Below are 22,300 nucleotides of genomic sequence, written 5' to 3'. Positions count from 1 at the left end.
AAGCTGCGAAAAAGTGAGCGATTCTCGGCAGAAAACTCGAGTTTCTCGAGCATTTGCAACCACGTGGCGGGCCGGCACGCTAGCCAAAAGATTGGATCACATTCCAAACGGCTGCAGTCGCAATATGCATTCCGAGTCGGCGGTCGAGATTGGGGGGGCGGCTGCTTCCGGCCACCACAGCTGCGAAAGACCGCTAGTGCGTGCTGCCACCGAAAACGGGACGCGTGGGAACGGGATGGAATCGCGGCCAAGGAATCTCGGGCGGCTTGATCGATCCATCTTGCCCGACGGACGAATCGAACGGATCCACCGTCAACGCGCCCCCGTCAAATCCTTGCTCAATCGGAAAACCGGATGCATCCAGCGGTTGGGCGTGCCCTGGGAACGCGGGAGAGCAAGCGGGATCAAATTCGTCGGCCCCTGAGAACACGGCGGTCGATTCGATGTCGACCGGGTCCGAAAATGCATGATGCAATTTAGAAGCAATGCGTTTGGAACGATTGTGTTTCCAATCGCCCAGCACGCCGCCGCCGTCCTCGGGATCCGCCAGACGCTCGCTGGGGATATTCAGTGCGACACAACCTGCTTGGATCGAGATCAATCCAAGGCCGAGCACGAGAAAGAGTGTTTTTGTCGGTGCGGATCGCAACATGGCAAAACTCGCGATCGTGTGCGATGCGTTTCCGATTGCCGCTCGACTTCCGCATCGCGCCCCCTGTGGGCTTGTGGAGTTCCCATAGGTCAGCGAGGTCTAAAAGTACGAGCGGACAAGAGCTGGCAACGCCGCCGCGTGATCGCGTTATTTCGAGGAATCCCCCCTCGAATTTTCAACTTAGCTTTATCATGAATCGGCCTGCTAGCGGCCAATCTTTAATCAAAAAAGAAGATTCGCAAAGGTTGTCGCAGCTTGCCCAGTCTCACATCGGCCACACCCCAACGGCAATCAAGTCGGTTAGATTAGTAGCAATTCAGTTCACCCCATCAAACTCAATCCGCCCCCACCCACCTAAAAACTTACCCAGGAAACTAACATCGTGACGCGTCGCGCATTCTATTGGCCCCTGTTGCTTGGCTTTTTTATCACAGGGCAAATCATGAGTTCTGCTACACCCTCATTTGCAGCCCAACCTGGCGAAAATGCTGTCATTAGCGTTTGGATCGGCACCAGCAACGCCAAACCCAGCAAAGGGATCTATCACTGCACTCTGAACACTCAAAATGGCAAATTGTCCGACCCCACGCTGGCCGCTGAAATGGGCGGCCCCGGGTTCCTTGCGATGCATCCCAATGGATCGGTGCTGTACGCCGTGGGCGATGTAGGCGGCACCGCATCGGTGGCGGCGTTTAAGATCGACGGCAGTGGTAAAGACGCAAAGTTGACGCTGCTCAACTCGGTCGCCATCGGTGACGGCGGCGCCGCGCATGTCGCAGTCGATTCGAAAGGCAAGATGTTGATGACCGCGCAATACGGCAGCGGATCGGTTGCTGCGTTTTCGCTAAACGCTGATGGTTCGGTTAACCAACGCACGTCGCTGATGAAACACGAAGGGGGTTCTCGCATCGTGCCAAACCGTCAAGAAGCACCCCATGCCCACTGGGCCGGTTTTTCGCCCGACGAGCGATTCGCCTTTGTTCCCGATCTCGGATTGGACAAGGTGATGATTTACAAAGTCGACACCGACACCGCCACCTTGACCTCTCACGGGTTCGGCCAAGCTCCGCTGGGCGGCGGACCGCGACACATGAAATTCCACCCCAACGGGAAGTGGATCTTTTTGCTGAACGAACTTGATCTCAGCGTTACCGTGTTTGATTACGATGCCGAAAACGGAACGATGACGCCCAAGCAAACGATTCCGACCGTTTCCAAGTCCGAACTTGCCAAAGAGCTGTTCAAAAGTGCCTCGGAAATTCGCGTCCATCCCAACGGCAAATTTGTATACAGCGCCAACCGTGGTCACGACACCATCACCGTTTTCAAAGTGAATCCACAAACGGGTGAGTTATCGGTGATCGAGCATGAACACGTGCGTGGGGCGACGCCTCGCAACTTTAACCTCGACCCAAGCGGGCGATGGTTGTTGGCTGCCGGTCAAAACTCGCACACGCTGGCCTCGTTTGCGGTCAACCCAACGACCGGCGAATTGACGTACAACCAAAACGTGGTGCATGCCCCTTCGGCGATTTGTGTTTTGATGCAACACGAATAAGCCGCTTCGCTCGGATCGTTATCAAACGGAAACGCCAATGGGAGATCATTCCCGTTGGCGTTTTTTCTTTCCATCGAGCTTGTCCGAGTTAAGCGTAGCGGAAGTCGTCAAGACTTTCGTTCGATTGACGCATCCCCCAAAACGCGTGGCGGCTTGTTGATTTAGTGAAGGTTCCTGCGGCAAGGGGTGTAGGATGGACTTCCTAGTCCGTCAATGGTGGATTCGACGGACTAGGAAGTCCATCGTACGACTAAAACAACAAGCCGTTGACGAGTTTCGCTACGACGATTTTGACCGCGTTAGCCTCGATGGGAAGCCAGCGGACGGGTTCCGAGTCGTTTTCGATTTCGCTCCTTCTGGACCAGCCTCGGGCTGGTTACACTGCGAATCATCATGAACGAACTCGTTTCCCTCCTTCCGTTCGCGTTGATTCTATGTATTGGAATCTTCGTCCAATCGGCTGCCGGCTTTGCCGCGGGGCTATTCATTGTCCCTTCGCTGATGTGGTGTGGCTATTCGATTCCCGAAGCTCAAACATCGTTGTTGGTCGCCACGATTCCGCAAAACCTGTGGGGCGTTTGGACACTGCGTGACGCGATTTCCTTTTCCAAACTAAAGGTGCCTGGCTTTACCCGGATTCTGTTCCTGCCGATCGGCATCGCGGTGCTGCAAACGCTCGAGTCCTATTCGGTGATCACGCTTCGGCAAGTCGTGGGCGGGGTCGTGTTGAGCGTGACGATTGCCATGATGGTATTGAACCCTCGCCCGCAAACCTCGCTGCATCGCGGCTGGGCTTGGCTTGCCTTTCCCCTTTCTGGTTTCTTACAGGGACTTGTAGGAATGGGCGGCCCGGCGATTGTGTTTTGGGTGCAGGCTCATGATTGGGACACCCGACGGATTCGCGGATTTCTGTTTGGCATGTTTTTGATCAGCATGTTCCCGGCGATCGGGCTGCTGTATTACACGTTCGGCACGCGGATCATTCAGCCTGGATTGCTGGCCGCCGCAATGACGCCGCTGTTGTTGCTGGTCACGTTTGCAGGCCTGCGTTTTGGCAATTGGCTTGGACGTGCGCGGCTGCGACGGATCACACTGGGCATCTTGTTTGTGATGGGCGTCGCGGGACTTGCGGCACCCTGGTTGAGCGGCCGCTAAGCTCGTTAGCGAGTGAACGTCAACACGACGCCGCCTTCGGTCCGCTCGGTGTCATAGTCTTGATTGTCCGAAGCGAAACGGTCGTGCCCGGCCACCAACCCAATGGCCATCGATTCAGTGATTGCGTATTCGACTCGGCCATGCAGTCGCCAAAAGAACTCATCGCGCGCCACCGGGCCCGTGAAGTCGCCGTAGTCGCGATAGCCAACTCCCCACGTCGGAATGAATTTCCATCGATCGCTGATCGCCCATTCCGTCGAACCATGCAAGTTGACCGAATGGTAACGGTAATCGGCTCCCTTGGTATCGGCGGATTCCAGATCGATCCCAAGCGAATACATCGGCAAACGCTCCCAACCGCTTTGAAAGAAACGGCTGATCCCCGCGGTCACCGTCGTGCCATCCAAGGACGTGGTCGCAGGGTCGATACCATCGTCATTGAAATTCGATTGAGCCACCGTCAAATAACCATAGATGGCATCCAAATCAGGCCGAATCAAGGTCAGCGAGGCGGTTGCCGAATGACGGTCCCCGACCTGGTCACCATCAAAAAAATCATTCGCGAAAATGTATTCCAATCGCCCAATCGCCTCATTGGCTCCGAGCTGAAAATCACGTTCCAAAAACGCTCCCGGCTGAAAGCTCGCCAGATTGAACTGTTCGAACTGCTGTTCGTTCGCCGTAAAGTAGCCGCGGAACATTGGCCCCATCCGCATCGTTTCGGTGCGAATCCACTTCCAATCAAGATCGGGGTTGGCAAAGGCTTGAAAACTTGAACCATCGCTTTGGGCCAATTCACGACTGATGGGCGTCAAGGTGATGTTCGAGTTGTACAAGACGCCCGTCTCGAAAAAGACTCGCAGACGATGAAGCGGTGCCTCGACCTCGCTTTCCAGTTCGTCGAATCTCCGCTCCAAATCATCCGATCCGTCAAACGACTGAATCGAATAGCTCGCAGGCTGGACCGTTGGCGCTGCCGCAGGCGAGGGCAGGGCAGATGCGGCAGGAACGAGTTCACCGTTTGCCGCTGTGGAATTCGCCGGCATCACCGCGGATGGCTGCACACGAGGTACCCCCAGCTGAACTTGGCTCGATCCACGATTCACCACGCCTTGCTGTCGCAATTGGTCCGAATACAAGCTGGCGGGAGCGATCTGATAGACGCGGTCGAAATGAGTTTGAGCTTCGTCACGCTGTCCCGCGGTCCGAAGCATTTGCCCCAAATCGAAGTGGGCTGCCGCGTTATAGGGGTCCAGCTGGATCGCGTGGCGAATCGAAACAAGAGCCGCATCGGGATCGCCGAGCGTATTTTGCAATCGCCCGAGCGACCGCCATGAATCGGAATGATTGGGGGTTTTGGCGACCCGCTGTTGCAACATTGACAACATAGCGAGCTGCCCCTCTCTGGGCGGTGCTGCACTGGCCTGTGCGTCACTGGGGCCGACTTGATTCTGACTGGGGCTGACCTGGTTCTGCGGCGGAAACGCGGCAAAAGCGGTGGGTTGATCTTGGGCCGACAGACAACTCGCCAAGGTGCCACCCAACCATGCGCACCAACAAACGCACCACCATGTGACGCCAAAGGCGAATCGCGAGCCGGTCGAGAGTGAAGAATTTGAAAGCATTAAATCGATGCAACGATCAAAAAATCGCAATGGCCAACGAATCTGTCTGGCGTATTGCGACCGGGATGAGGTAGTGTGCCGGTGAAGTGAACGAAGCTTGGCGTTCCAAACACTTAGTAACACGCGGTCCCCGCGAATTACCACCCCGATTCACGATGGTCGTGAATCTCATCGCCAACAAACTTTCAATCGCTTCTCTATTCCCTCGCATGGAGCTTGTTTTACGGATGAACGATCAAAAACGAATCAGACGAATCATCGCAGTCGTCGTCGCAGGGGCTGCGATCTCAACCACGGCACAGGCTCAGGGCCTTGGCGGTGCACTTTCAGGAGCCCAAGCTCAAACGCAGCAACGTGTCCAACAACAGGTCCAGGCACAAGTTCAGCAGCGAGTGCAGGGACAGGTACAAAATCAAATTCAATCGCAGGTCCAGGCTCAAGTCCAAGCTCAGGTCCAGCAGCGTGTGCAAGCTCAAATCGCGGGCAACGTGACCGCGCGAGTGAACAACCAAATCGAAGCGACCGCACGCCAAGCAGCCCGTTTGGCCGCCCGTGCTCAAGCGACTGGCAAAGCAGCCTCCTCGGCAGCCCTTTCGGCCGCCACCAACGCCAACGTTGACGCCGGTGTGCAAGCCAATGTCAACGGCAACGCTCGCGTCGGTCAAAACCAGATCGCGACGTCAAGCAACTCGCAAGCCCGTATCGGTGTCTCGGCCACCTCGATCCAAATCACCCACAGCGACGTGGCGGTTTACGATTCGATCTTTGGTCAATTCAATCCACTTCGCACCGCAGCGGTGATCAAGGCCAACGCACAAGAGCACGCTCACACCGCAACGGGCATGGCATCGGGCATTGCCGCCGAAGGCCAAAGTCACGCGGATGCAGCTGCAAGCACCACCGCAGCGACCAGCGGAACCTTGTTGACCTCGGGCGAAGCCGCCATCGAAGGGCACGGTTCAGCATCGTCGCAAACGCAAAGCCAAGCGAGCGGGGAATTTGGTGTCGCAGGAATCTTGGACGCGAATGTCGATTTGTCGGCGATGATTGCCGTTGCTGCACGCCAACGACGTGCCGAGATTTCGCAGATGCGTGATCAAGCGATCGCATCGGCCAACGCGGAATTGATGGCCCACGCCGACGCGATGGAAACACAGCTCGCTGCGTTTGCATCGGCACAGCAACAAGCGATCGCTCAGGCTCAAGGAACGGCCGAAGCCGCAGCCCAAAGTGCGGCATCGACCAACGCCGCCGTCAATGCAAACGCTAGCGGCACTGCTACCGTCCGCTAACGTAGCACAGGCTGCCAGTCGGTCAGCAAGCATGATTCCGAGACAGCGGAATTCCAACGGCATGTTGATTTAATCCGGATGGAAATCGCAATGGTGAGCCGTGGGCCGTAAGACACCGGGTCGCGTGTGGGACCCGGCCGCTGACGCGTCGCGGCTCACTAAATCAACTAGCCGTTAACGTTTTACCCATGCAATCAGAATTCTGATTGCATGGGTCATGTTGTGACACCGAACCATCGCGACGTCGAAAGTCTTGACGGCTTGTTGATTTAGTGCAGTTTCCTGCGGCGAGGGTGTATGATGGATTTCCTAGTCCGTCAATGGTGTATTCGACGGACTAGGAAGTCCATCGTACGAATAAACCAACAAGCCGTTGACGACTTCCGCTACAGCGAATGTCTTTGACGCTACTTTTGGTAGCGACGGTCCTCGGGGTTACCAGCGGCCATCAGATAGGCGATCAAATCGCGAATCTCTTCCTTGCTGAGTGCATCCAGCAGACCCTCGGGCATTTGCGACACGGTCGATGGCTCCATCGCTTCGATCTCGTCTTTTGAGACCACGACGGGTTTGTCCGTCGCTTTGACCGGATAGACCTCGATCTTGTCGCCCTTGTCGACCACGATGCCCGTGACCACTTGACCACTGTCGACCAGCACATTGGTCGAACCGTATTGGTCCGAAATGTCCTTGCTGGGGTGCACAATCGCTTCGACCACATACCGCTGGTCAAACTTATTGGGGATGCTGGTCAAATCGGGACCGACACCGCCGCCCAAACCGGCCAAGCGATGACACTTGCCACACTCCGCCGCAAAGAACAAACTTCGGCCTCGCTCGAAATCCGGCTTGCCAGCGGTCGCAGCCAACGCTTCGTCAAGCGTCCATTTTTTCCCAGGACCCTTGGGCGGAGTGATTTCAAAGTCGGGTACAGGATTGAAGTCCTCGCCGGTGATGTCTTGCAGGGCTTCACGCTCTTCGTTGGAACAGGTCTGCAACGCCTCGGTTCGCATGTTCTCCAAGAACCCTGGATAGCTGGCGCCACCGGAACCTTTTGCCGCGCGGTTCAGAAATTCGAAATAGGCTCGTCGTTGATCCAACGTCCAACCGGTTGCCAAATTCCGCAACTCGAACGCCAATGCAATCTCTTGCGATGGCGGTGGATTTTCACGCATCTTGTCGATGCTCGCTCCGTAGCCACGGTTGCGGCTCGCCAACTCTTCCCAATCCGGAATCACGGGTTCGGATCCTTCGGTGATCAACTTCATCGCCTTGCTGATCACGGTTGGCGAACGCAAGTAAACCAGGATGGTGACGAGTTCGCGGTTCACGTCCGAAGATTCATGGGGCAACAAACCATCCAGTTCTGCGATGACCTGTTTTCGCTGTTCTTCGCTCGGTTTACCCAAGCGGATGAAGGTCAATTGGTAAGCTCGCAGCAAACCCAATAGCTGCATTTCCGAAAGCTCGGCAGGTTCCATTGCCGACAAGCTGTTTAGCAGCGGTCCTTGGTGAGTGGAATCGCCCAGTCGTGCCAGCGCCACGGCCGCGGTGATTTTGCTTTGCAAATCCGATTCGCTCAGCGCCCGATCCGCCCACTGGGAAACCGGTTGCGATTCGATCGCGACACGTGCCGCATTGCGAATGAAACGGTCTTCGCTCGCCAAATAGGGCCAAGCGGTCTCGACTGCTTTGGCATCAACGCGGCCGTGAAACGCTTCGAGCATCCGCCGCGTTTGACGTGCTTTTGCCGCGGCATCATTCGCAATGGCTTCGGGAGCCGCCGTCGATTGGTCACCGACATAACGCACCCGAAAGAAGGCCGAAGCGGTGCCACGTCCGCCGACGGTAAAGTAAAAATGCCCATCCGCTCCGACGATCGCATCGGTTACCGGAAGCGGCGTGCCGTAGACAAACGGTTCGCTTTCGCCAATGTACCCCGCACCGTTTGGTGTCATGTGAATGGCGTAAATCGTTCCGAAGGTCCAATCCAGTGCATACAGTGCGTCTTGGTACTTCGTCGGAAACGCGGCTCCGATTCCCGAAGCAACGCCGGTGGGCGAACCGGGACCGATATCGACGACCGGTGGCAGGCTGTCTTCGAAATAAGGACGCCATTTTCCGCTGCCGCTTCGCCAACCGTAGTCGCCACCGCTGACGACTTGGCAAATCCGAGTGGGGCGGTACCACGGCATGCCCATGTCCCATTCCATGTCCGCATCAAACGTGAACATGTCACCGAATCGGTTCAGCGCGACGTCGTACTCGTTGCGGAATCCGATACAGATCAATTCTTGTTCTTTGGTTTCAGGATCCAACCGCGTGACCCAGCCGCCGGGAGCCAACAGTCCGCGTGCGTGACCGCGAGCGTCCCACATCCGTGGCAACAAGAAGTCTTCGTCCCATGACTGAACTCGCTTGGACGCGACGTCACCCATCGGAGCATGGTTCCCGCCGACCATGTAAATGCCCTTGCCGTCTTCGGTCAAAATCAGAGCATGATTGCCATGCTCACCACCGCCGGTTCGGCTCGGGTAACGCTCGGCAGTGTCGAGTTTGCCATCTTGATCGCTATCGGTCACACGATACAGATGACCGCCATTGCGGTGCACCCACAATGAATCAAACGCCCACAGCAAACCTTGAGCTCCCGAGAGGACTTGTCCGCTTTCAGGATCTTTGACAACGATCGGCTCGACCTTGGTTTGGCCATCGACGATGGTGATGTGAAACAGCCCCTTGTCGCCTTGATCGCTGGCAAAGAAACCACCATTTGCATCGGTGGTCAAACACACCCAGCTCCCTTCGGATTTGGGGACTTCGTACAAACGCTCGATCACGAACCCAGGCTGTGTGATGATGTGGCGTGGGTTTAGCGGATCGTTGCTGCCGCCGGCTGCATTGCCATAGTTCGGAACGTTCCAAGGACCGACGCCCAATTTACCGGCCACATGCACCGTGCCGCTGGTCCAAGCTGCCGCGTTGGCCGCGCCGGTCTGCCAGCCTTCGCTGACACTATCGGCGATCTTCCATGATTTGTCCGAAACGATCGTTGCATTGGTATTGTTCGCCAATTCTGCGGTCATTTTCAGCACCAATGCCGCAACCCCTTCGTCGTTCTGGCCCTCGACTGCGATCACGTTCTCGCCGGCCTTCAAATGTTTTGCGACCTCCGCTTCCACCGGCTCTTGCCACGCATCACTTTGACCGACCAAATGCCCGTTGATCCAAATTTTCACATGGTTGTCACAAGTGGTGTACAAGCGAGCCGATTTTGCGGCCGCCGCGAGCGAAAACGTTTTGCGAAAGTATAGCTTTTGGTTTCTCGTCGATTGCTTGCTCCAAATCCACTGAGCTTCCGGGGCCCCCGTCAACCACTTCTTCTTTGCGTCGGGTGATTGCGGATCCGCCGCTGCGTCGTCGCTGCTTGGCGCCGCAGCGGACTCCGTGATTTGGCGAACAAGCTGCTGGCCCGATTCAGCATCCAAATTTCGCAATAGCAGATTGCGGAACTCGACCTTCATCGCCGGACCGGCATGCAACTGCAATCCGAGCACGCCTTTCTGCATGGCCTTGGGATGATCGTCGGTGACATCGACCGTGGTCACGCCGTTGACTTGATGGATCATGCGATTGCCGACAGCAACGATCCGCAAATCGTTCCACTGCGTGTCAGTAAGTTGCTCCGTGGTGGGTAACTTGGCGAGCACTTTCTTTTCGCCGTCGGCCAGAATGTGAATCTTCTGGCCACGAGTAGCGATGATGCCGCGACCAGCAAACTTTTCGCCGTACATCATGCCAAAGTAGTTGGGGCTGGGGTGCAGGTCCGCTTGGTAGCCCGCCAACACAAAGCCTTCGGAATCGACGATGTCGCTACGGTACTGGACGCCCGAGTTGTTGCCTTCGAAACGAACTTTACAGCGGAATTCGAAATCGGCAACTTCGCCGTCTTGCCACACCAAAAACGTGTTGCCTTTGGTGGGGTTGTCCTCGGTCGTTTGACCTACGATCGCGCCTTGCGAGACCGACCAGAAGCCATCGACACCTTTCCACCCCGAAAGATCATTCCCATTGAATAGGATTTGGAATTTCTCGCTGTCGGAGGCATTCTTGTCCGAGGGATTATCTGCCAAACAGGCTGTGGCGGCAAGGAAAAGAGATAGTAAAGAGGGAACGAAGGAGCGCAGTAGCATCGAAAATCTGCTGGGATAGTGGAGGAAAAGGGAGGGGGAAGCACCACACGGGCAGGAGACACAGAGTGGGACGCACCAGTGTATACAGAGCGAATCGCAAAGTCTATTTAGTGCCACTACAGTTGGGGGAGGAGATTAAATCTTAGCATTGCCCCCTCACATCGGGTACATTTGAAGCCTGCTTGCGATTTGCCAGCCCCGCCTCTCGCCCCACCTACGAATCATGTTTCTCGTGACCCCCTCGAGACTTTTGTCTGGGAACCTGCGCTCCGCGGATGCCATCTGTTTAACCGGATTCGTGGCTCTGTCGGCATTGCTATTTGTTGCCACTGCGTGTGGCGGTGAAAACACAGTTGCGATGACGGACCAAGAAGAACATTTTTTCGAGCAACAAGTGCGGCCGGTTCTGCTGGAACGCTGCGGTCAATGTCACGGCCCCAAAAAGCAGCAAGGAGGTTTGCGAGTCGATTCTCTGCAATCGCTACTAACCGGTGGTGATAGCGACGCGGCCATCGTGCCAGGGGATGCCGCTGCCAGCTTGCTCGTTTCGGCGATCCGTCGTGACGGTGGCCTGGAAATGCCGCCCAACAAAGAACTGCCGGAACACGAAATACGCTCCATCGAGACCTGGATCGATAGTGGTGCTCGGTGGCCTGCGGATTCGATGCAGCCCGTTGAGCAAACACCCCGCCACCGCGAGGATCACTGGGCGTTTCAAGCGGTTAAGCAAACAGCGATTCCTGACGCCCAAAACCTTGCCGACGCCGAATGGATTCAGACACCGCTTGATGCGTTTATCGCGGCCCGACGGAACGAGTATGGATTACCGCCATCGCCCCCTGCGGATCGTCGCACGTTGATCCGCCGCGTGACGTATTCATTGACCGGTTTGCCACCGACGCCCGACGAGGTTGCTGCGTTCATTCATGACGACGATCCGTTGGCGTATGAGAAACTTGTGGAACGATTACTGCAGTCGCCGCACTATGCCGAACATTGGGGTCGACACTGGCTCGACGTCGCTCGCTATTCGGATACCAAAGGCTACGTGTATGCGCGTGAAGAACGATTTTGGACCCAGGCCTGGACGTATCGGGATTGGGTTGTCAAAGCGATTCGCGACGACATGCCTTACGATCGTTTTCTGTTGCTACAAATCGCGGCGGATCAGGTCGCCGATAGCCAACCGGAGGACTTGGCGGCGATGGGGCTACTGACATTGGGACGTCGCTTTCTGGGTGTGCGACGTGATGTGATTGATGATCGCATCGATGTCGTCACCCGTGGAACGATGGGTTTGACAGTCGCTTGCTCTCGCTGTCACAACCACAAATATGACTCGATTCCGACAGCCGACTACTATTCGTTATACGGCGTTTTCGACAGCTGTTACGAAAAACAAACCGTGCTGACCGACCATCCTGGGGACGAAGCGTTTCAAGCCGAATTGGCAAAGCGACAACTGGCGCTGCAGGAAACGATGCAGAAACTAGCCAGCGAATCTTCACAACGAGCCCGTGAACGCATTGCCGATTACTTGTTTGCGCAAACCGAATTGCACAAATATCCGGCTGATGGTTTTGATCAGATTTTCCAGAAATCCGATCTGCTGCCGGCGTTCGTGCGGCAGTGGAAAGGCTATTTGCGTGCTGCGAAACAAAATCATGATCCAATCTTCGCGCTGTGGCATGCATACGCGGATCTCGAACCGGCCACGTTTGCCAGCGAGGCAGTCGAAGCGACTCGACGTTGGCACGAGTCGTCCGCCAGGAATCAAAACGTCAACTCAAAAATTGCCGCAGCCTTTGGTACTCCGCCGCTAACATTCCGCGAGGTCTGTGATCGATACGGTGAAGTCTTTGCCCAAATCAATCCAGAGGTCGTGTCGGACGATGCCGATACCGAAGCCCTGCGGGCAGTGTTAAATTCGCCGGTGTGCCGCGTTCCAGAGACCCCGATCTCGCACTGTGAAACGTTCTTCGACAGTAGCAGTGTGACCACGCTGTGGAAGCTTCAAGGTGAAATCGACCGCTGGTTGATCAATGCCGCCGAACCGATTCCTGTCGCCGTTTCGCTCGTGGACTTGGCGACGCCGGTCGAACCACGGGTCTTTCTGCGCGGCAATCCATTGAAGCTGGGCGACGATGTGCCGCGTCAGTTTCTGAGCGTGATTCGCGGGCCAACGCAGCAACCCTTCCAAATTGGCAGCGGACGATTGGAACTAGCCCAAGCCATCATCGATCCGCAAAATCCGCTAACCGCACGAGTGATGGTCAACCGCGTTTGGATGCATCATTTTGGCACCGGCTTGGTGTTGACACCCAGCGATTTTGGTGTGCGAGCGGATCCCCCCTCGCATCCGCAATTGCTCGATTGGCTGGCCGCAGAGTGGATACGGAAAGACTGGAGCCTCAAGTCGCTGCATCGTTTGATCGTGTTATCCGCGACGTATCGACAAAGCTCGACGATGCCTGAAAACGCCGAACATCGGCAACGTATGACCCGAGTGGATCCCGAAAACCGCTTGCTGTCACGAATGAATCCGCGGCGGGTTTCGTTTGAAGAACTTCGCGATTCGCTACTGCAAGCTTCCGAGTCGCTGGATCGAAGCGTCGGAGGCAAACCCGTCGATATGTTTGCGGCTCCTTTTCCGAACCGCCGCAGCCTCTATGGACAAATCGATCGACAATACTTTCCGACAGCTTTGCGGATGTTCGATTTTGCGAACCCGGACTTACATGTCCCCAAGCGAAACCAAACGACGGTTCCTCAACAAGCATTGTTCTTCATGAATCATCCGTTGGTGCTCGAGCGTGCTCGAGCGCTGGCGAATCTTTTTCGGCATGAATCGCCACAGCAAGCGGTCACCCGAATGTTCGATCTTGCCTACCAGCGACCGCCGAGTGAAATTGAGCTGGCCGACGCGATGACGTTGTTAGCCCATCCGATTTCCAAAGAGGTGACTAAAATCGAAACCGGAGAACTCGAGTGGAGCTATGGTTTCGGGCACTACGATTCCGCAACAAAGCGGCTTGAGGGATTCACGCAATTGCCACATTTTACTGGCCTAGCTTGGCAGGGCGGCCCCGCTTGGCCTGATGCCAAACTCGGCTGGGTTCAACTCACCGCGACCGGCGGCCATCCGGGAAACGATGTTCAGCATGCCGCGGTTCGTCGCTGGACCGCCCCGCGTGCGATGACGGTTTCGATTCGATCTAAAGTAACCCATCAAGCAACCCCCGGTGATGGAATTCGCGCCAGTATCTTCAGCTCGTCTGGCGGACTGCTCGCATCGGCCAGCCTCCACAAGGACGTCGTCGATATGAATGTTGACACGTTGGCCGTGCAACCAGGCGAAACAATCGACTTCATCGTGGATATCAACAAGGTACTCAATAGCGATCAGTACCTCTGGGAGATCACGCTCGAAGCTTCGTCAGGCGAAAGTTGGAATGCCACGTCCGACTTCACGAAAGACACCACCGGACAACTCGACGAACTCGAGCAGCTTGCTCAGGTGTTGTTGTGCACCAACGAATTTTTATTTGTGGATTAATTTGATGACAAACCCGCATATCAACCGCCGTGATTTACTGTCGCGGTCCGCACTTGGCCTGGGCTCATTGGCGCTGGCGGGCGTGTTGGGCGACGATCAATTGCTGGCATCCGAAACAGGCACGCCGGGGTCGCTGGCTGCGCGATCGCCTCATTTTCCTGGTCGTGCAAAGCGTGTTATTCACTTTTTTCTTAATGGAGGGCCGTCGCATGTCGACACGTTTGACCCGAAACCCGCGTTGGCGAAGTACGCCGGCCAACCGCTCGCTAACACGCTGACGACCGAACGCAAAACCGGTGCCGCGTTTCCATCCCCCTTTTCGTTTAAACGATATGGAGAATCGGGGATCGAAGTGAGCGAATTGTTCTCGCGAACCGCGCAACATATTGATGATATCGCCGTCATCCGCTCGATGTACGCCCAGGTCCCCAATCACGAACCGTCGCTGATGCTGATGAATTGTGGCGACTCCGTTCAAACGCGACCCAGTATGGGATCGTGGCTGATGTATGGCCTGGGGACCGAAAACCAGAACCTACCCGGATTTATTTCGATGTGCCCCGGAGGTTTGCCCATCAAAGACAACGAGAACTGGCAGTCCGCGTTTCTGCCGGGCGCGTTTCAGGGCACCTACATCGATTCGCAGCATCGTGAGTTTCGCAAGCTCATTGAAAACATTGAACATCCTCAGGTGTCAAACGATGTCCAGCGACGGCAATTGGATCTACTTCGCCGCTGGAACCACCAACACCTACAGCCCCGCCACGACGCTCAATTGCAAGCCAGGATTCAGTCGTATGAGCTGGCGTTTCGCATGCAGCAGGATGCCCGAGAAGCGTTTGAGCTGGCGGACGAACCGCAGCATATTTTGGATCTTTATGGCTCTGGCGTCCACGGGCGTCAAACGCTGATCGCGCGGCGATTGCTCGAACGCGGAGTGCGGTATGTGCAATTGTGGCACGGCGCGGGTCAACCTTGGGACAACCACGATAAGATTGAAGACAACCACCGCAAACTGGCTGGCGAGTTGGACCAGCCGATTGCGGGACTGCTTACCGATTTGAAGCAGCGAGGCATGTTGGACGACACGCTGGTGCTGTGGGGCGGCGAATTTGGACGCACGCCGACGGTGGAATTGGGCTCCGGCGGCGCCTCGCTGCTAGGTCGTGACCACAATCACTGGGGATTCAGCGTCTGGATGGCTGGAGGTGGAATCAAAGGGGGAACGGTCTACGGCGCAACGGACGAATTTGGCTTCCGAGCAGAACAGAATCGCACCAGTGTGCATGATTTGCATGCCACGATGCTGCATTGCTTGGGGCTCGATCACGAGCGTTTGACCTATCGGTATGCCGGCCGTGATTTTCGCTTGACCGATGTCCATGGCAACGTGATTCACGATATCTTGGCATGATCATCACAACCCGAAGCAACGCGACTTTCACGCCGACGTGGCGATGTCCAGCTAGAAGGTCGCCATCGATGATGTGGCAGCACTGTGAAGCATATTCTGTAGCGGAACTCGTCAAGAGTTTCGGGGGGCATACGCCGATCGAACGAAAGTCTTGACGGCTTGTTGATTTAATGAAGTTTCCTGCGGCAAGGGGTGCAGGATGGACTTCCTAGTCCGTCAATAGTGGATTCGACGGACTAGGAAGTCCATCGTACGACTAAACCAACAAGCCGTTGACGACTTCCGCTACGCTAAATTAGCCAAACTCGATAAGAAAAGTTGCTTTACAGCGTTGACGATGGGGCTCAGCGTCATACCCGCCTTTTACCACGAGGAATCCATTGAAGCCGCAAAATTCGAATGACATCGGGCCAGTCCTCTGGTCCACGCCCGTTGCGGCCGCCAAATGGATCGCTGGAATCGTCGGCATGATGATGTTGGCGTTTGGGATCTGGTGTGTTTGGGATCTGGAATCCAGCGGCACCATCTACGTTCGTCACGTGGGACGCTTGTCCGCTGGCAACTTTATTTGGGGTTACCGTTTCGTGATCGCAGTGCTGCTGGCGATGGCGGCGGGGCTGACCTCGGCTTGGTACTGGTTTCCCACCATCACCGTCGGTGAACACGGCATGAGACTGCCCGACGGACGCATCGTGTGGTGGTCCAGCGACCTTCGTTGCGAGCACGTCAATCCGGGAAAATGGACATTCCTGCAAGGCGATGAGCGTATCGAAATGGTCGTCTACGACGCGCTGAGCATCAAACGAATGGAGACAGAACTTAAGCGACGAGGGATCACCGGGGTGTAAACCCTAGCGAGTCAAAGGCTCGATTGTCCGGTGGCGTTGCAAAATGGGATTCTGACTTAGCCACCGCACAGTGCCGACTTACAATGCGACGGTTCGTGATAAAATGAGGCAGACGAGATTGTCTTATCTCACCCTCCATTCCAATTTGCATCGAGCATTCAAAACATGCGAACGTCGATTGCGTTAGGCCTCCTGATTCTCAGCGTCGCGGCGGCCTGTTGTGCAGGGTGCAAGCAGAATCACGCACCGCAAGACGACGAACCAACATCGCCGTTGACGGCAATGAATGAGGAAATACGACAAGGTCGATGGGACCAGGCATGGCGTTTATCCGATGCCGTCCTAACCGACCACCGCGACGATCATCAAGTCCTCGCCAAACTCGCTCGCGTGGCTTTCGAAAGCGATCACCCGAATGAATCAGCTGACCTGTTGATGGCAGCATGTCGAGCCGAAGCGTTTAAGAATGAAACGCGAATACAGCAAGCGGTCGTCGCAGCGATCTTTGTCGGACGACTGTTTGACGCAATCGATTTTCTGACCGCCGCGGTCACGGCCCAGCCGGAACAGCTGCAAACGCGGCGACTGATTTTTGACCTGTTGATGGGAATGGAAAATCGCACGCTGGCCGAACCCCATGGCCGTTACTTAGTCCTGAATCGTCGGTTCGACGTCGAATTACTTACGTCACTATGCAACACCGGCCGAAATCCACCGGAACCCGATTCGTTGGCGAAGATTGTCGCCCGCAACCCAAATGACAAAAGGCCACTCATCCCACAGGCCATGATTGCGATGGATCAAGGACTGTACGCCGACGCGATCATGAAACTCGAAGAGATCTTGGATGCTCATCCCGAATCAGTCCAGTCGCAAATCTTGCTAGGCGAAGCCATCGTGGAAGCGGGCAAATACGACTCGCTCGATTCTTGGGCAGCTCGGCTGCAGGGTGCCTACAAAGAGGAGGTCGGCTATTGGCAGACCGTAGGCGACTGGGCTTCGCACCAGAATGACCACTGCGGCGCCGCCCGCTGCTATTGGGAAGCAACCCAACGTGACTCGTACGTCTTGGATGCCTGGACTGGGCTTCGTACCGCACTCAATCAATTGCAGAATTGTGATGCGAACGTCACTTCGGAAACGCTCGAGTCGATTGACCGCTGCATTGAACGACTCAAACGACTTCGCCAAGCACGCCATCGGTTTGTAAGATCAAGAAGCATATCGCGTGCGACCGCGGTGGAGATTGCCTTGATCCTGTCGGAGCTCGGCAGACTTTGGGAAGCGGAAGCATGGCTGACCGTCGCGTTGACATTACCCGAAGACCCAAGCACGGACGTCACAGCGGCCCGCGACGCAGTGGTCTCGAAAATGAGCAAACAGACCCCGTGGCAAGTCCAGCAAGGGCACCCTGAACTGCAAATCGATCTTTCGCATTTGGCGTTACCAGCGGTCGCACATCGCAACTAAAACAAGGTCACCGTTTACCCTGGTTCATCCACAGGGTAAAGTCCTGGCGTGAAGGCAAATGGGGATGGAAATGCAAGAAATTCCCAACCGCGATATCGGTGCGTCCGTCGCCATCGAAATCCCCCACTTCGATGGCACCATGGTAATTCGACGCCACCTCGATCTTGGTGCGTTTAAATTCACCCGAGGAAACTTGTTCGAGCAGAACCAACGATTCAACGCCGGCAGCTTCCAATGACGCATCGAATCGCTCGGGCACCAACGCGCCGGCGACAATGTCCAAATCGCCATCCTGATCAAAGTCTGCCAGCTTGATTGCCAGCACTCCCGGCATGAACGTGATGTGATGATGCTGGAACGGAAAGACGCCCTGATTCTCTAGCCACTGCACCGAGTGATAGGGTTTCGAACCAGTGTCAAAGGAATCACCATTTGCGTAGACGACATCGGTATCGCCGTCGCCGTCCACATCCGCCAATTCAATTCGGGCCGACCCGTACATCGGATCATCGGCTCGCCAAATGGTTTGCGTTTCAAACTGACCGTTCCCTTGATTGATGAATGCCTCGACAATTTCGAACTCTTGGCTGATCAACGCGACAAAGTCGAGATGCCCATCGCCATTGAGATCAACGACCGGCGTTTCGATGGTTCCATGTCGTTCGTCGATCACCCGCATCTCAAATGTGGGTTGCCCCTGTTCGTCCACGCCGGTGTTTTCCAGCATCAAAATTCGACCGGTTTTTCGCCAACCAAACTCAGCAACCAGGATGTCCGTATCTCCGTCGGCGTCAAAGTCGCCAGGCTTCACATCGGTCACTCGCCCGAGACCCTCTTGCAAAACAATCGACTCGAAACGCTCGCCGGATTCCTGTCGCTTTAACCAGACGACACGCCCCAGATCGCTGTCCGCTGGCAAGAACTCGCCGAGGTCGGCGACCAGCAGATCCATCCGTTCGTCTTCGTTCAGATCACACAGTTCAAATTGCACTGGCTGATACAGCACGGCCAACGTTTGCGGTGCGCTGTTCGTTTGATCCGGTTGATATTTGTAGAGCGTCGCCGTCCCAAGGTCACAATACACAAGCGACCGGCGACCGTTTGAATCCAAATCAACCCATTTTAGCGAACTGATGCACGGCGGCTGTGCTGCAACGCTGCGGCCCACCGACTTGTGAATCGGCGTCGGCTGGAAATCAACCACCGAAAAGGGATTCCCCGCAATGGTGGCGGGCATCACCAGTTTTTCAGGAGCCAGCGAGACGAAGTAGTCGGTGACCTCTTGGACATCGGGGACATGCAAATCCGTACGCCCTGAAATCCGATAAAACTCAAAGCCTTTGGCGACTTCTCGCGGCCAATGCTCGCGGTCCACATTTGCGAACTTGGGCATCACGTGGCAATCGCCACAGAACGCTTCGACCTGAGGCCGCATTCGCGTCAGAAACGCCTGTTGCTCGGCTGCATCTTGCGTCACTAGTGCTGCGGCAGCGGTCGATTTCGAATCAGATAAATTAACGTCTGCCGTCGTGGAACTTAATGCCGGCTTGGTTGACGGCACCGTTGACGACACATCGCTGCACCCCGCCGAAACGCAAAGCAACACAATCGCCAAACCGCACGACGCAATCCAGAGCTGCAAGCAATCGTAGCGACGATGGGACATCCAAATTCTCTTGCGGGGAACCTTGCTTGAAGAAACCAAGCTAGTGCTGCGGGAAGCCATGACAGGGAAACCGAATCTATTGATTTACCAAATGAGTCGTTGTCATCTACCGACCTGCTCGTTTTGCTCGTATTCTAACGCTGGGCGTGCTAGCCTATTAGGTGCAAGCAAACCGAAGCCGAGCAGTGTGATCCGTCTCTCTTTGTAACATGGTAACATAATGAATCGATTACTGAATGTATTGTGGATGCTGATGGTTCTGGTGGTCGCCGGCTGTGGCGACAAAGCGGGCGATGGAAATGTGGTCAAGGATGCTGATCCCACCGCGATTCAGGAATACGAAGCTCAGCAAAAGGCGATCGAAGAAGCCGAAACGGCTGCCATGAAAGCCGCCGCAAAGAAGTAGCCCTTTGCAACGGGCCGTGTCGTACACGACGCAGCCGTTTCACTCGATTGACGAGCAACATCGAACGTACCGATCAATGCATCGATTAATGTTTTGATCACCGGTTCGATCCATGGTTCGCCAATCAAAAAACCTCAGGCCGAATTCGGCCTGAGGCGTTTGATACCTTCGCATGCGAAGCCGCCATTGGCGGCCAGCCGATTAGAAGTCTTGAACGGTTTCCTTGGATGCCCGCGTCCCCAGCGACCCCCAAAGCCCATAAGGACTCTTGCTGCCGGGCGCCTGTGCTCCCGTACCGCCGTTGTAAACCATTCCCGCGTGCGAATCACCGGCTTCGATCGAATCGGTGACGAACTTCACCGCTCCGTCGGTCATCAGCACGTGACAACCGCCCTGATGCTGGCTGGACATCACAGTGACGTTCGGACGAGTGTCGCTGCCGTGTCCGCAATACTCTTTGTTGGGTGGCAGAATGGTCGAGCACATACCAAAGCTAGGCATTGAATCGGCCCAGCGAAAACCACGCCCCACTCCAGCCGTCACGGTATTGCCGCTCCAGAATTGCGGACGCGCTGGATCAATGTGGGCTGCCGTGCCGCCGGTTTGGTCACGACACCAACTGGGGTTGTCGCGAATCAGGCTGGTCACATTGGCGGTGCCTGCCGTCGAGATCGTACGAATGTCCTTGTCCCCAAGGTAGGTCGCGATTTCTCCCATGATGATCGTGTTGGCGGTCCCGTCCAAGCAATCACGAACGCCAAGCTGCAATCCGCGGTTGAACATGCCTCGATTGCCACCGCGACAATTCTCTGAGTTCGTCGTGGTGATCACGTAGGGGAAGGTGACGGTCGAGCCAATGCTATAGACGCTCGTGATCGAATTGATGACCGAATCGCCATAGCAGGCGACGTAGTTTGAGCGTCCCAGTGCGGGCAGTCCAACCCCTGGATCACTGGGACAACGCAGCCCCGCAATCTCCGTCGTCCAAGGTCCGTAATTGATATTCTCTGGGGTCGGTCCCATTGCCGGCCAAGGCGGCGATTTGCTGGTACCGTCGGAATTGAACGCCAATGGATTGCTAATCTGCTCCCACAACGCCTGTTGTTCCATAAACGGGGTCAATCCTACCAGCATGCTCAAACGCAGGTTGTTCCCGGTGGCCACGCCAGCCCACGCGTCGGTCCGCACAGTAGGCTGAGTCCCCGTGCCGTCCATCGGAAACTTGTTGTAAGCCGCATGGTAATTATGCAGTGCCAAACCAAGCTGCTTAAAGTTGTTGCTGCAACTCATTCGCCGGGCGGCTTCACGGGCCGCTTGCACGGCGGGAAGCAGCAATCCGACGAGCACGCCAATAATGGCGATCACAACAAGCAGTTCCACCAAGGTGAAACCTGAGTTTTGCATTCGTGTTTTCATTAACAATGTCCTTGTGCTGGGGAGTAACGGGAAAGACAGAAAGAATACGGATCTAGGGCGGCAGCGTTCCGGTGTCAGACCGGTGGCGTTTGGGGCGGATTGCGGTCAAGGGACTCGCGTTTTGCGCAGACCTTTAGCCCGCGATCTCGGGGGCGTTTACGAAGAAACCGCCATCACGAAGGCGAAGGCATGACGTCCAGGACGCTAGAGATTCAGAAGCGACATCGAAACCTCAAACAGGATTTACACTTCCGATGTGACATCAATGTAGAAGCGGATCGGACGATCCAGGGTGGGACCTTATACACTGCACTCTATAGAACGAGTTTGGCGAGCAAGTGTTTCGAGAAAACTTCACAAAATTTTCAAATGTTCCCAAAAACCTCTCCCAGCCGATTCGGCGACCGGCACCAAGCGGGAAAACCAGGTCTCAAATGATGGCATTGCCGCCCTGTAGCTACACTCGCCAGAGCGTGGAAGATTGCCACCCAAATACGAATCACCATCTTCTGACAACGGCAGCTACGAAGAAATGGTTTACGGACTGTTGATTGCGTCGTACGACGGACGTCCTCGTCCGTCGAAATACACCGTTGACGGACTAGGAAGTCCATCATACACCTCTTGCCGCAGGAAACTTACATCCTGTAGCTACGCTTGCCAGAGCGTGGAAGGTTGCCACCCAAATACGAATCACCATCTTCTGACAACGACAGCTACGAAGAAATGCTTTACGGGCTGTTGATTAAGTCGTACGACGGACGTCCTCGTCCGTCGAAATACACCATTGACGGACGAGGAAGTCCATCATACACCTCTTGCCGCAGGCAAACTTACGCCCTGTAGCTACGCTGCTCCGAAAACGGCATCCGGTAATTTGCTGGGTGCGGGCAGACCGATAGCGATGGCTCTTATGGACAAGGCCTTAAATATCGGCTTGTGGATTATTTGTGTTTAGGTGACGTGACGTCGTTCAGGCTGCCTGGAAAGGCCGGAGCGTCACCTCGAACCCCATCGATTCCAGCCGTTTGACCAGATGGCGGCTTAAA

General features: G+C 55.7%; 13 protein-coding genes. 8 read left to right on the top strand and 5 right to left on the bottom strand.

Annotated elements, in window-relative coordinates; all coding sequences use genetic code 11:
• Positions 1-193: 193 nt before the first annotated feature.
• Positions 194-652 carry a hypothetical protein gene (locus tag ABEA92_RS15145; RefSeq protein ID WP_345684690.1) on the bottom strand — a complete coding sequence of 153 codons (459 nt, stop codon included), beginning with the start codon at positions 650-652 and terminating at the stop codon, positions 194-196.
• A gap of 442 nt (positions 653-1,094) precedes the next feature.
• Between ABEA92_RS15145 and ABEA92_RS15140 the strand changes: the two genes are divergently transcribed.
• Positions 1,095-2,210, top strand: coding sequence for a lactonase family protein (locus ABEA92_RS15140; protein WP_345684689.1), 1,116 nt, complete (start codon positions 1,095-1,097; stop codon positions 2,208-2,210).
• Between the two features lie 393 nt (positions 2,211-2,603).
• Positions 2,604-3,365, top strand: a complete 762-nt coding sequence (locus tag ABEA92_RS15135) for a TSUP family transporter (RefSeq protein ID WP_345684688.1) — start codon at positions 2,604-2,606, stop codon at positions 3,363-3,365.
• A gap of 5 nt (positions 3,366-3,370) precedes the next feature.
• Here ABEA92_RS15135 and ABEA92_RS15130 read toward each other — a convergent pair whose 3' ends face one another.
• On the bottom strand, positions 3,371-4,990 hold the full coding sequence (locus tag ABEA92_RS15130; RefSeq protein ID WP_345684687.1) for a tetratricopeptide repeat protein: 1,620 nt from the start codon (positions 4,988-4,990) through the stop codon (positions 3,371-3,373).
• A 227-nt stretch (positions 4,991-5,217) separates the two neighbouring features.
• Between ABEA92_RS15130 and ABEA92_RS15125 the strand changes: the two genes are divergently transcribed.
• Positions 5,218-6,282, top strand: a complete 1,065-nt coding sequence (locus ABEA92_RS15125) for a hypothetical protein (RefSeq protein ID WP_345684686.1) — start codon at positions 5,218-5,220, stop codon at positions 6,280-6,282.
• Positions 6,283-6,689: 407 nt separating this feature from the next.
• On the opposite strand, the gene ABEA92_RS15120 is transcribed toward ABEA92_RS15125, so the two are convergent.
• Positions 6,690-10,475 (bottom strand): 3-keto-alpha-glucoside-1,2-lyase-like domain-containing protein, encoded by a 3,786-nt coding sequence (locus ABEA92_RS15120; RefSeq protein WP_345684685.1) that lies wholly within the window; start codon positions 10,473-10,475, stop codon positions 6,690-6,692.
• A gap of 250 nt (positions 10,476-10,725) precedes the next feature.
• On the opposite strand from ABEA92_RS15120, the gene ABEA92_RS15115 reads away from it, so the two are divergent.
• The 4 genes from ABEA92_RS15115 to ABEA92_RS15100 all read left to right on the top strand — a co-directional run bounded on the left by ABEA92_RS15115 (position 10,726) and on the right by ABEA92_RS15100 (position 17,763).
• Positions 10,726-14,031 (top strand): PSD1 and planctomycete cytochrome C domain-containing protein, encoded by a 3,306-nt coding sequence (locus tag ABEA92_RS15115; protein WP_345684684.1) that lies wholly within the window; start codon positions 10,726-10,728, stop codon positions 14,029-14,031.
• Positions 14,032-14,035: 4 nt separating this feature from the next.
• Positions 14,036-15,445 (top strand): DUF1501 domain-containing protein, encoded by a 1,410-nt coding sequence (locus ABEA92_RS15110; RefSeq protein WP_345684683.1) that lies wholly within the window; start codon positions 14,036-14,038, stop codon positions 15,443-15,445.
• A 380-nt stretch (positions 15,446-15,825) separates the two neighbouring features.
• On the top strand, positions 15,826-16,293 hold the full coding sequence (locus tag ABEA92_RS15105) for a hypothetical protein (RefSeq protein ID WP_345684682.1): 468 nt from the start codon (positions 15,826-15,828) through the stop codon (positions 16,291-16,293).
• A 165-nt stretch (positions 16,294-16,458) separates the two neighbouring features.
• Positions 16,459-17,763: a tetratricopeptide repeat protein gene (locus ABEA92_RS15100; RefSeq protein WP_345684681.1), complete on the top strand. Its 1,305-nt coding sequence runs from the start codon at positions 16,459-16,461 to the stop codon at positions 17,761-17,763.
• 7 nt (positions 17,764-17,770) lie between these two features.
• Here the strand turns inward: ABEA92_RS15100 and ABEA92_RS15095 are convergent, their stop codons facing one another.
• Positions 17,771-19,429 carry an FG-GAP repeat domain-containing protein gene (locus ABEA92_RS15095; protein WP_345684680.1) on the bottom strand — a complete coding sequence of 553 codons (1,659 nt, stop codon included), beginning with the start codon at positions 19,427-19,429 and terminating at the stop codon, positions 17,771-17,773.
• 220 nt (positions 19,430-19,649) lie between these two features.
• Here ABEA92_RS15095 and ABEA92_RS15090 point away from each other — a divergent pair, with 220 nt between their 5' ends.
• A complete protein-coding gene (locus ABEA92_RS15090) occupies positions 19,650-19,835 on the top strand; it encodes a hypothetical protein (protein WP_345684679.1) in 186 nt (61 codons plus the stop codon).
• A gap of 201 nt (positions 19,836-20,036) precedes the next feature.
• On the opposite strand, the gene ABEA92_RS15085 is transcribed toward ABEA92_RS15090, so the two are convergent.
• Positions 20,037-21,251 (bottom strand): DUF1559 family PulG-like putative transporter, encoded by a 1,215-nt coding sequence (locus ABEA92_RS15085; protein WP_345684678.1) that lies wholly within the window; start codon positions 21,249-21,251, stop codon positions 20,037-20,039.
• Positions 21,252-22,300 lie beyond the last annotated feature (1,049 nt).

The organism is Novipirellula caenicola, from assembly GCF_039545035.1.
Lineage (GTDB): Bacteria > Planctomycetota > Planctomycetia > Pirellulales > Pirellulaceae > Novipirellula > Novipirellula caenicola.
Note: the sequence above shows the minus strand (reverse complement) of the source record. Positions and strands in the feature narration are given on the sequence as shown.